General features: G+C 43.2%; 13 protein-coding genes. 12 read left to right on the top strand and 1 reads right to left on the bottom strand.

The features are described 5' to 3' along the window. Window positions 1–294: 294 nt before the first annotated feature. From AB6D07_RS09530 to AB6D07_RS09500, 7 genes are all read left to right on the top strand, one after another. Window positions 295–2,424: a TonB-dependent siderophore receptor gene (locus AB6D07_RS09530; RefSeq protein ID WP_017102101.1), complete on the top strand. Its 2,130-nt coding sequence runs from the start codon at window positions 295–297 to the stop codon at window positions 2,422–2,424. Between the two features lie 178 nt (window positions 2,425–2,602). Next, entirely contained in the window at window positions 2,603–3,370 is a 768-nt protein-coding gene (locus AB6D07_RS09525) for a DUF3450 domain-containing protein (protein WP_017102102.1), read from the top strand. Next, on the top strand, window positions 3,370–4,746 hold the full coding sequence (locus AB6D07_RS09520; protein WP_017102103.1) for a MotA/TolQ/ExbB proton channel family protein: 1,377 nt from the start codon (window positions 3,370–3,372) through the stop codon (window positions 4,744–4,746). Before AB6D07_RS09525 ends, AB6D07_RS09520 begins: the two co-directional genes overlap by 1 nt. After that, window positions 4,746–5,306, top strand: a complete 561-nt coding sequence (locus AB6D07_RS09515) for a MotA/TolQ/ExbB proton channel family protein (protein WP_017102104.1) — start codon at window positions 4,746–4,748, stop codon at window positions 5,304–5,306. Before AB6D07_RS09520 ends, AB6D07_RS09515 begins: the two co-directional genes overlap by 1 nt. Beyond that, window positions 5,303–5,707, top strand: coding sequence for a biopolymer transporter ExbD (locus AB6D07_RS09510; RefSeq protein WP_004731145.1), 405 nt, complete (start codon window positions 5,303–5,305; stop codon window positions 5,705–5,707). Before AB6D07_RS09515 ends, AB6D07_RS09510 begins: the two co-directional genes overlap by 4 nt. Before the next feature lie 19 nt (window positions 5,708–5,726). Continuing rightward, complete coding sequence (locus AB6D07_RS09505) at window positions 5,727–6,356, top strand: energy transducer TonB (RefSeq protein WP_372091805.1); 630 nt, start codon at window positions 5,727–5,729, stop codon at window positions 6,354–6,356. Beyond that, the gene (locus tag AB6D07_RS09500; protein WP_017102105.1) at window positions 6,353–7,531 is read left to right on the top strand and encodes a lipopolysaccharide assembly protein LapB; all 1,179 of its coding nucleotides are present in this window, start codon (window positions 6,353–6,355) and stop codon (window positions 7,529–7,531) included. Before AB6D07_RS09505 ends, AB6D07_RS09500 begins: the two co-directional genes overlap by 4 nt. Before the next feature lie 166 nt (window positions 7,532–7,697). Here the strand turns inward: AB6D07_RS09500 and AB6D07_RS09495 are convergent, their stop codons facing one another. Then, window positions 7,698–8,015, bottom strand: a complete 318-nt coding sequence (locus tag AB6D07_RS09495) for a hypothetical protein (RefSeq protein WP_017102106.1) — start codon at window positions 8,013–8,015, stop codon at window positions 7,698–7,700. Window positions 8,016–8,382: 367 nt separating this feature from the next. On the opposite strand from AB6D07_RS09495, the gene AB6D07_RS09490 reads away from it, so the two are divergent. The 5 genes from AB6D07_RS09490 to AB6D07_RS09470 all read left to right on the top strand — a co-directional run bounded on the left by AB6D07_RS09490 (window position 8,383) and on the right by AB6D07_RS09470 (window position 11,568). Next, window positions 8,383–9,012: a PepSY-associated TM helix domain-containing protein gene (locus tag AB6D07_RS09490; RefSeq protein WP_017102107.1), complete on the top strand. Its 630-nt coding sequence runs from the start codon at window positions 8,383–8,385 to the stop codon at window positions 9,010–9,012. A 71-nt stretch (window positions 9,013–9,083) separates the two neighbouring features. Then, entirely contained in the window at window positions 9,084–9,602 is a 519-nt protein-coding gene (locus tag AB6D07_RS09485; protein ID WP_017097634.1) for a DUF2271 domain-containing protein, read from the top strand. A gap of 85 nt (window positions 9,603–9,687) precedes the next feature. After that, entirely contained in the window at window positions 9,688–10,524 is an 837-nt protein-coding gene (locus AB6D07_RS09480) for a DUF4198 domain-containing protein (RefSeq protein ID WP_017102108.1), read from the top strand. A gap of 115 nt (window positions 10,525–10,639) precedes the next feature. Then, window positions 10,640–10,975, top strand: a complete 336-nt coding sequence (locus AB6D07_RS09475; protein WP_017102109.1) for a hypothetical protein — start codon at window positions 10,640–10,642, stop codon at window positions 10,973–10,975. Further along, on the top strand, window positions 10,972–11,568 hold the full coding sequence (locus AB6D07_RS09470) for a DUF6162 family protein (RefSeq protein WP_017102110.1): 597 nt from the start codon (window positions 10,972–10,974) through the stop codon (window positions 11,566–11,568). The genes AB6D07_RS09475 and AB6D07_RS09470 overlap by 4 nt, the downstream gene beginning before the upstream one ends. Window positions 11,569–11,594 lie beyond the last annotated feature (26 nt).

The raw sequence follows: 11,594 nt of genomic DNA, 5'->3' as shown, positions 1-11,594 counted from the left end.
TTGACTGCGCAAATGGCGGTGTTTCAAAAAGTTTGGCGCAGAGAGCCGATTTTTAATTCAAGTGCTCGTTAAATGACTGTATTGAATTGGTTTCTTTTAACTGCAGGTTAACGACTCGTCAGCTCGTCTTTACAAAACTTTACGAATGCAAAGAATGTAAATTTAATGCAAATAGTAATAGTTATCACTTATATTCCCCGTCGAAATAATTCAGTGGTACCGGAAACGGTCTAACGGACACATCGAATAAATAACAAAGTGTTCGTCTAAAAGAATAAAAGTGGAGAAAAGGACATGTTTTCAAAAAAGCCATTGGCTTTAGTGATCGGCGCAGTATTAGCTTCACCAGCAGTATTGGCAGAAGCAGTAAAAACTGACGAGCATATGGTTGTTGAAGGTCGTGATTACGGTTATAAAGCCGACACGAATACAACAGCAATGCGCATGGAGGCGACTCAATTAGAGACTCCAGGACAAGTTACGATTATCAGTGAGCAAATCATTGATGAGCAACGCGCAAGCACGCTTGGCGAAGTATTAAAAAATGATGCGTCAATTTCAGCGGGTTCTAAATCAACAAACCGTGAGCGCTTCAACCTACGTGGTTTCTCTCTAGGAAGCAGTTCTGGTTACTTGCGCGATGGCGTTCAACACTGGTCTCATTACCGTCAACCGGTAGAACTACTAGAACGTGTTGAAGTACTAAAAGGTCCTGCAGGTTTGCTCTACGGTAAATCAGCACCTGGTGGCCTTGTTAACATGGTTGCTAAGAAGCCTACGTATGAAACTCAAGTTAGCGTAAGCCAAGACATTGGTTCTGACAGCTACACACGTACTACCGCTGATGTAAGCGGTTCATTGAACGATGATCAAACTCTACGTGCTCGTCTTATTGTTTCACAAGAAAACCAAGACTCTTACCGCACACGTTTTGACGGCACAGATGTAGAGACTGACCGCTTTGTTGGTGGCCTATTTGTTGATTACGATATCAACGAAGATGTGATGCTATCTGCGCATTACGACCGTACTCAAGAGTTAGGTGATCTAGATAACGGCTCAAAGATTGATACGAAAACAGGTAAAGCGATTACCCCAAATACGGTTAATGACCAACGCTTCGCACAAACAGACAACGACGTAGCAAACTACGGTGTGGCTGTTACAGCAAACTTGAGCGATACATGGGCAGTTAAATCGGGTATCAGTCGTCAGTTTTACGAACGTCGCCGTACTGAATCAGATAACGTTATTGATTCAAAGAAAGACAGAAAAACCAAGAAAACACTAGGTTATGGTTACAAAGTATCAGACCGTCATGATGAGTGGACGTTTGACACGGCTTACGTGGATTTTACTGGTGATGTTGATGCATTTGGTGTGAATCACCGTCTGTTGGTGGGTGCAAATGGGTTGCACTACGATTACAAGCGCCTGTACGTATCAGACTACGCTTGTTTTAACGCTTCAGAAGCAGACACAATGAAAGAGTGTGGCAAAGGCTTTGATATGCCTGCAGACATTCACTATAACAACGATGATTCAGTATCACACTCGAAGAGCCAACACTACGGTCTATATCTTCAAGATTTAGTGACGTTCAATGAGCAGTGGCAAGCACTTGCTGGTGTTCGTTTCGCTTACGATGATACGACGAGCAGTTCTGGTAAAGAAGAGAGCTACAATAACATCCTACCTAAGTTCGGTGCGATTTACTCTCCGGCGCCAAACGGTTCTATTTACGCGGTTTACTCTGAAAGTTTTGAACCTGTAAGTGAGATTTCTGATAAAGATGATGTGAACTTCGGCCAGTCTCAAGATGCGAAGAAAGGTACACTTTATGAGCTAGGCTCAAAGTGGGAACTGTTTGATGAGCGTTTATTCGTATCAGGAGCAGTATTCCAGATCACACAAACGAACATGCAAGTTACAGAAGACCTTCCTGCATCTCATGCAAAAGATACTCGTACTACACAGGTGGGTGAGCAAGTTCACACTGGTGTGGAGCTAGCTGCGACGGGCTACGTGACGGATGCGTTCTCTGTAAGTGCATCAACAATGTTCTTAGATGCTGAATATAAGAATGACCCTGCTCTTAATGGTAAAACACCAGCAGACGTTCCTGAATTTACTGCAAGCATCTGGTCTACTTACGCATTCAACAACGGTACTGATGTAAACCTAGGTGTGTATCACGTAGGTGAGCGTTACACTGAAAGTGCTAACACGTTTAAGAAAGACGCTTACACTCGTGTAGATGCTGGTGTTGCACATACGATTAAGTACGATGAAAACTTAGACTTTGTTGCACGCTTTAATGTAGAGAACTTATTCGATACAGATTACCTAGAAGGCGGCAGCACTCGCGGCGTTGTTGTTGGCGAAGGTCGTAACTACATGGCTACGTTACAGGTAAAATACTAATTTGTTAGTAGGGTACTATTGGTAGCTTAAATATTAAGGGGAAGGTTTCGACTTTCCCCTTTCTTGATTCTGCTATTTAGTAAAAATACCCCTAGCAATGCGAGTGGTTTTTAATGATAATGAGACTGCTTATCAATAAAACTCATTTGTTCTTCTTCTAAAGTAAATGACTACAATTATGAATCTTTTAAAAACTAGCCTAGCACTTGCCATCAGTTTGGTTGCAACGTCATCGATGGCAAACAGCTTGGATCAAGCTCAATCAATTCAAAACAAGACCAATAACGCGTCGGCTTCGAGCCAAAAGGTTATTGATAAAAGCTCACAAGCAACATTATTGCTGCAAGCTGAGGTTGAGCGTCTGCAAGAAGAAGTGAAAAATTTAGAAATCTATCACGATCATCTTGCCGCATTGGTTAAGAGCCAAGATCAAGAAGCGCAGAGTATTGAAGGGCAGATCGACGAAATCAAACTAACACGTCAAGGTGTTGTGCCTTTAATGTACAAGATGATCGATGGTCTCCAGGAAGTTATTGAAAGCGATCTACCTTTCAAGACAAATAGCCGTCTGCGTCGCGTTGAAAAGCTGAAAGCGATGATGACTCGTGCTGATGTCAGTGATGCTGAAAAATATCGCCGTATTTTAGAGGCGTACCAAATTGAAGTGGATTACGGTATTAAGCTAAGTTCTTATTCAAGCCGTGTCGAGTTAAGTCAAGATAAAGTGCTTGAAGTTGATATTTTGCATCTTGGCCGCATTTCACTGGTCGCTCGTAACTTAAATGGTACCCAATATTGGTCTTGGGACCAAAATAGCGATCAATGGCAAGAGTTGGATTCTTCGATGAAATCTGAGTTGGACAAAGCGTACGATATTGCTAATAAGCAAGCGTCTCCAAGCTTAATTACTTTACCTGTTTCTTTAACTGTTGCGGAGGTTAAGTAATGAACTTAAAGCCATTAGCAGCATTGCTTTGCATTACGTCAATTTCATTTTCTGCTTTCTCTGCATCAGACACGACAGCTCAGCTTGTTAACAAAGCAAAATCAGAGAGTCGCACGCAAGCGTCTCATAACGTAATTCGTGAAGCTGACTTTAAAAAGACAGAACAACAACTCAAAGCGATCAAAGCACAGCTTGAAGCTAAACGTAGCTCTATTCAAGGTGCGACCGATGTTCTGACTCAGACATTCAGTGATAACGAAAACAAGCTTGCTCGTTTAGAAGAGAAACTGCGTTTAGAAACAGGTAGCTTAGGTGAGTTGTTTGGCGTTGTAAGACAAAATGCAAAAGACCTTGAACATGAGCTTACGGATACAGTAACTAACGTAGATCGCGCAGCGTATACAGAAACTGTTTATCAAATCGTGGACGCAAAATCATTACCGTCAATGCCCCAGTTAACAGGTCTTTGGTTGAGCATGATGGAGCAAATTCAAGCAAGTTCAGAGATAAGCAAGTCGACAGTTTCACTAGTTAATAGTGAAGGGGTTACTGAAAAGGCAGAAGCTTATCGACTGGGTTCTATTGGCTTAGTTGCAGAACCAGGTTACGTATGGTGGGACTCCAAGCACCAAGATGCGATTGTTTACTTGAAGCAACCATCAAATGGCCCAACGTTGGCATCGCTTTCTTCACTTGCGGATGGCGAAGTATCTAATGTAGTCGTCGATCCCTCTCGTGGATTCATGCTAGAACAATTAGCTTTGGAACCAAGCCTAGCTGATCGCCTGCAAGCAGGTGGCCTAGTTGGTAAAGTTATTCTTGGCTTGTTGGCAATCGGCTTAATCATCGCATTGGTTCGTGGTATTTCTTTGGCTATCGCTCGTCAGAAGATTCGTGCACAGCTTAAGAACCCAAAACAAGCTGGCAATAACCCTCTGGGTCGTGTTCTTGCGGTTTACAGCAAAGAGAAAAATCAAACAGTAGAAGCATTAGAACTGCGACTTTTAGAAGCGGTAGTGGATGAACAAACTCACCTAGAGAAAGGTTTATCAATGCTGAAGCTTCTAGCTGCTCTAGCACCAATGCTTGGCTTGCTAGGTACCGTAACCGGCATGATCGAAACATTCCAAGTGATCACACAGTTTGGTAATGGTGACCCTAAAGTAATGGCGGGCGGTATTTCGATGGCACTTGTTACAACGGTACTTGGCCTTGTTGCTGCAATGCCAATGCTATTGGCACACAACATTCTGAGTACTCAGTCAGAGAACATTCGAAATATTCTGGAGAAGCAGGGCATTGGCCTTGTTGCTGAGCAGGCAGAGAAGTCTATTGAACCAAGCGCTGTTGTTTCACAAGTTGGGACTGCCGCGTAATGGATATTTTGTCGGGTTCTCTATTACCAGCGAGTTGGTTAACGAGTAACTGGCTGCTGTCTTTATCAAACTTTATGGATCAGGGCGGTTTCGTTCTGTGGTGGCTAGCGGCTGTCGTCCTCGTTTTTTGGGTACTTGTGGTAGAACGTGTGCTTTATCTCGCGTTCTACTTTCCAAAGCAGCGTCAAGCTTGGATTAATCAGTGGCATGAAAGAGAAGAACACTCTTCTTGGTATGCGAAAGCCATTCGTGAAGGTTGGTTGGGGCAAGCGAGTATTTTACTTAACCAAAACTTGAACTTTATTAAGCTGTTAGTTGCTATTTGTCCGATGTTGGGTTTGCTCGGTACCGTAACCGGTATGATCTCCGTTTTTGATGTCATGGCGACTCAAGGAAGCAGTGATCCTAAATTGATGGCCTCAGGTATCTCGTTGGCAACGCTGCCAACGATGGCGGGTATGGTTGCTGCATTAGCTGGCATGTTTGTTCACGCTCGCTTAGCGAAAGTCTGTAACCGCTTAGAATTGAAATTAGAAAAATCTTTAAGGAGTCAACGATGAGACTCGGTCGACGTCATTCTAAAAACGAAGAGGCTCAAATAGACCTTACTTCGATGCTTGATATCGTATTCATCATGCTTATTTTCTTCATTGTGACGAGTTCATTTGTTCGTGAATCTGGTGTTGAAGTCAATCGCCCGCAAGCTTCAAATGTAGTGAGCCAAAAAGATGCAGGTATCTTTGTCGCGATTACTTCTGCGAATGACATTTTCATAGATAAACGTGTTGTGGATGTTGAACGTGTTCAAGCGACGTTAGAACACTTGTTGCTAGAACAACCTGATGCTTCTTTGGTTATTCAGGCGGACGAGCATGCTTATAACGGTACGGTTGTTAAAGTGATGGACGCTGCTAAAGGTGCGGGTGTTAAAAATATTGCGCTTGCAGCTGAAAAGCGATGATCTTGGAGGATCTTAATCAATGATTCGCCTATTTCTTGCATTACCTTTAGCGGGAGCGTTGGGTTTAGCACTATTTTCTTTCATGGCTTGGATGGTCGATAATGGACACCAACGTTCGCCAGACAACAGTGAGACGTTAAGTTTCAACATGGTGATGGTTGAACAAGAACAAGAAGTACAGAGAAGACAACGTGCAGTCCCGGAACAACCCGAAATGCCAGAGCCGCCACCGCAAGCGCAAACGTCTCAGTCGCAAGCTGAAGTAACGCCTCTGAATTCAATGTCTTCACTGTCTTCACTGTCTTCACTGGATTTGAATACTTCAATTGAAGGCCTAGCGATTAACGCTCCAACATTTTCTGATTTTGGGTCAAATCAACAGGTAATGCCGCTTTATCGAGTTGAACCTCGTTATCCAGCAAAAGCGCTAAAGCGTGGCGCAGAAGGGTATGTCATTTTGTCTTTTACAATCGATGAAACAGGACGTTCTGTTGATATTCAAGTTACGGATGCAAATCCACGTCGTATGTTTGAACGTGAAGCGATAAGAGCACTTAAAAAATGGAAGTATCAACCTAAAGTCGTCGATGGAAAAGCGGTAGCGCAGGTTGGTCAAACCGTGAAACTAGAGTTTAAGTTGGCAAAATGATGAAACAGATATGGATATTAGTGGGCTTGTTGATAATGCCCCTTACAGTACCGGCAAAAGAGCTTACCCAATACACCGTTATTCGTGTTCAAAAGGCGAATAAACTTGCTCAAGAGGAGCAGGTTAAACAGGCGATTGAGGTTTTGGCTAGTTTGGAGTTATCTAAAGGCTATGACAAAGCCTATGTCGCTCGCATGCTTGGTGTGTTTTACTGGCAAGATGGTAAAACAAAGACGGCAATCAAGCAGCTTACTTATGCAGTGGATAGTCGCTTATTGGTCGATGAACAAGCTTGGGTAACGAAACGTATGTTAGCTGATTTACTGCTTAGCGAGCAGGATTTTAAAGCGGCATTACCACACTATTATGAGCTCGTTAAAACAGCACCGGAAACTGAAAAGAAAGACACACTATGGATGCGAATTGCTCAAGCTGAATACCAAATTGAAAACTGGACGAAAGTACTGGCGGCTATAGGTAGTCATAACAAGTTTAATTCAAAACCACAGTTGTCGCCTCTCTCGTTAAAGCTGGGTGCTCAACTACAGTTAAAACAATGGAAGCAATCAATTCCTACGTTAGAAAGTTTAGTTGAACTTCAACCCGAAAAAGACAATTGGTGGCGTCAACTGGTCGGGATTCAGTTAAGGCTAGAGCGTAGCCGAGATGCGTTGAATACCTTAGCGCTTGCTGAGCTACAAGGTGTTGAACTGAATAATTCAGACCGTAGGCTACTTGCTCAACTGTACGCGAAACGAGGCATCCCTGAGCGCGCTGCGCAAGAAATTAGCAAGTTAGATGACGCAAACAGCGATGTTCAACTTCTGGCTGAGCAAGCAACCTACTGGCAGTTAGCGAAAGAGTGGGACAATGCTATTGAAGTGTGGACGTTAGCGTCGAACTTGAACACTCGATACCATTGGAATGTTGCTCAATTATTGGTTCAGCAAGGTTACTACAAGCGAGCTCTGGTTGTTTTAGACAAAGTGAAAGACAAGAACAAGCAAGCTGACGTTGCATTAGCGAAAGTACGTTCATGGTATAAGTTGAAGAACTTAGATAATGCTCTTGCTCAAGCTAAGCGGGCGTACAACATTGAACCGTCTCCTGAGGCTAAAGGGTGGATCAAATATCTTACTCAGCTACGAACAGTCAGTGATAACGGAAACGTCTAACCGCTCATAGCAAACAGAAGACAAGAAACAGCATATTAGAAACAAGAAAAGCAAAAGGGTGTCATTTGATTGTTCAAATGACACCCTTTTTTATATATTGAATAAAATTGAGCCTTAGTGCTTCATTAGGCCTTGCTGTTTGATCGAGGTATGAGCAAAGGCAAAGTTAAGGGCTACACATCTCGCCACTGTGTGATCCCGCAATGATCACTCCGCTTTGGTTTACAATCCAGTTAATGGTGCAGTCACGATAGGGGTTTTTGAAAGAATGTTGTATTTCACCATTCTGGAGTGAGGTTTGAGTTTCTACCCAAGCAAATGTGCGTGACTCCCAAAATGTAACGGCTTGAGAGTGGGGCGTTAAATACAAAGCTTGCGCATCGGTAATATTGGAACCGATGTAACTCTCGATATGTTCGTCAGTACTAACAATCTGGCTAGTACAAGCCGTTACCAATACAGCCAAAGCTACAATAATACGCATTTCTAAATCCTTTTAAACTTGCATGGTTATGTCTGTTTTATAGTCAATAAGCTTAAACCACTCTTGAGCTAATCGTCATGCCAATGCCCTTGATAGTGATCTCTGTTCTAAATAGCTTCAACATTCCTTTCTTAAATGCACGGAACTCCGACTAAACAGGGCCTTTTATAAGCTCTAGAGCTCAGGATATCTACGTTTCCCACTTATATTGCCGCGATTCTTATACGTATACAGTTCGATTGTTCTTCAGTAGATGTTATGTAAATTTCCTTGCGACGCGCGAGAAACGTAAACAATGTAAATTGAATGCCAATACGAATTATTATCAACTAAATTATCGCCATAAAATCTATAGGTACTGGTTTGTATGTCGTTAAAAAGTAGGGCAGTTCAATCATGGGCTCGTCGACTTCATGTTTATATTTCTATGGCGCTGCTGTTTGTTGTTCTTTTCTTTTCAGTGACAGGCATCACCCTTAATCGCCCTGAGCTATTCGAATCAAGCCAACCCAATATCCAACGTTCTACGCTAACGCTTCCCACGAGTTTGTTTACGATCCAAGACGGTCGACTGAAAGCCGACGAGTCTGCTTTTGAAACGTTTTTATTTGAAGAAGCAAACCTATCTGGCGTTCCTTCGGGGTTAGACATCTACGCAGAGATTGAAGACGGTGAGTTACTCATCGGTGAAGTGTCTATGGACTTCAAAGGACCGGGCTACAACGCTTCTGTGTTTGTCGATGTGACTTCTGAAATGGTGGAAGTCGAAACAACGAATTATGGCGTTATCGCATTGTTGAATGACCTACACAAAGGCCGTAATAGCGGTGAAGTGTGGAAATGGTTTATCGATATCACTGCGCTACTGATGATCTTCTTTGTACTGACTGGCGTGTGCTTACTGTTACCTAAGAAAAAGACACTCAATACTTCCATCAAATGGACGGTGTTTGGGTCTGCAATCTCACTTGCTATCTATTTTGTTGCCGTGCCTTAACCCTCCATTAGGTTGATGAATCAGCTTGAAGAACGAACTAAAGGTTAAACGGATTTGAAAGGTTGTTAAACATGAAAAAAATGAATTGGAGCAAATCGCTCCTTGCTTTGTCTCTTTTACCAAGCTTAGGCATGGCTGAGGTGCTTCCTGACACAGCAAAGCTCGATGTGCATTTCGAGTTACCAAGAATTGAGGCTTCTCCATACAAGCGCCCTTACGTAGCGATATGGGTAGAGAACAGTGAAAGAAAGTCAGTGAAAACGATCGAGCTTTGGGTCGGCCAAGATGAATGGCTTAAAGATTTACGAAGTTGGTGGCGAAAAGTCGGACGTTACGACCGCGAACTCGTTGATGCCGTGACTTCCGCAACACGTCCTGTTGGTCAATATCGTTTTGCTTGGGATGGCAAAAATGATGCCGGTCAATCGTTAGAGCAAGGTGAATACACGGTTCATATTGAAGTTGTACGTGAACATGGTGGCCGAAACTATCTTCGCCAAAAAGTAGCACTCACTGACAAAAATGCTTCTTACCAATTAGAACCAACGGAAGAGACCGGTCAGATTACGCTCAACTATATCGTTAAGTAGTAGATAAAGAAGCGATAAATAATGGTAGCCATCGTAGACGCTCATTGAGTGACACGATTAAAAATTACAAATAATGGAATTGAACATGATGAAACAGACAAAAATAAAGGCGCTTGCTCTTGCAGGTGTAATGGCGTTCGGTCTAGCAGCAACGACGACAGCACAAGCTCACCCTCGTTGGGTTTTGCCTTCTCATTTCACCGTTTCTAAAGAAGGTGGTGACTGGTTAACATTTGATGTGACGGCATCCCACGGTACGTTTGTTTTTGATAAGCCAGCAGGAAGTGATAAAGCATTCGTTATCATGCCTGATGGCCGTAACGAGCGTCCTAACTTCGTTGTAAAAGGCAAGCGTCGCTCAATGTTTGATTTCTATTTTGAGGAAGAAGGTACACACAAAGTAGCAATCAACAACGAACCAACGTACTGGACACAGTACAAAGCGGGTCGTCGTGACACAGTAAAATGGATTAAAGCGACTAAAGCTGAGCGTGATGCCTTATTACCTGAAAAATCACGTGACGTGGTAACTCAAGTTGGTTTCACTCGCGCAGAAAGTTACATCACAGTAGGCAAGCCAACGGATTCAGTTTTCAAAATTGAAGGCAAGCTTCTTGAAATGAAGCCTGTTACACACCCTTCAGACATCGTTGAAGGCGAACCGGTGACATTCCAATTCTTCTACAACGGTGAAATCCAGAAAGACGTGAAAGCGGAAATTACTCGTGAAGGTACGCTTTACCGCAATCACCAAGAGCAGATTGATGTAGTGAGCGATGAAAACGGTGAAATCACGTTTACTCCAGACGTAGCGGGTCGTTACGTAATGAAAGCGAACTACAAAGGTGAGTTGGTTGACAACCCACTGGCAGACAAAGCAAGTACGAATGTGCACCTGACATTCGAAGCATTGCTTCAATAGTCGGTTTTATCGGGAGAAAGCTCCTGATTGTTAGATAAAAAAGACAAGGGCTCATTAGAGCCCTTTAACGGTCAGTATACCACTGAAAATTTGTAACGTGGCGAGGGTACGAACGATGAAAATAACAATAAGAGCAAACACCATAATTGCTCCGTGCTTAGCTCTGGGGCTTGGTTTAGCGGCATTACCTGCGCAAGCACACTTTCCATTGATGAGCTGTTGGTTTGAAGGCAAAACGGTTGCCTGTGAGGCAGGTTACTCTGATGGTAGTAAAGCGATAGATTACGCAGTCGCGATGTACGACTATGAAGACAACTTGATAGCGAAAGAGATGACGGATAAACGCTCTATTGTCGAATTTCCAAACCCAAATTCTGAGTTTTACCTCGTGTTTGATTCAGGTCACGAGTTTCCTGTTGAAGTCGACGTTGTAGAGATCAAAGAAAAATGATGATTCAAAGTGTACGCGCTGACACAGGCGGAAGAGAGGGCAAGTGGGTTGGCCTAATCATTATATTCATCCTTTGTTTTGCGACGGTTGCTATTCCGTTTAATCAAGCAGAATCTCATATCGAAGTGACCCTTGATCACCAAGTCTTAGTGACTGATGTTGAGCAAGAAAACTTGGCGATGCTGTCAGAACTCCGTTTGGCTCATGAAGAGATTCGAGATCTTCGCATGGACTTAGACGGCGAATGGCCAAGCGTTGTGTCGCTGAAAGACGAATGGGTCGCGCCTTTTGTTGAAGACCAGAGTTGGAAGCGCAAAGGTTCTCATACTTGGTTATTGGACGAGCGTGGTTATTACTTCTCTACGCCAAGTGAATACGCTACACCAAGCGAACAAGCTACGCCAAACACTCATGGCTTCGCGGACTCGTTTATTTTAAACGCGAACAGTGTTTCTCCGGAAATCTGGATTTTCTTTGGTGGTGTCGCAAGCCAACCTACTCAATTTGATGAAAACACATTGGAATCCGCAGGCTGGAAACTGGTGGTGAACGAGTCAGAAGTATCTGAACAACATGACGCTGCTTCTCATTAAGCAATGTTTCAAACTTTAGGTTCTCA

The sequence above is a fragment of the Vibrio sp. 10N.239.312.C11 genome (genome assembly GCF_041466065.1).
Taxonomy (GTDB): domain Bacteria; phylum Pseudomonadota; class Gammaproteobacteria; order Enterobacterales; family Vibrionaceae; genus Vibrio; species Vibrio tasmaniensis_A.
Note: the sequence above shows the minus strand (reverse complement) of the source record. Positions and strands in the feature narration are given on the sequence as shown.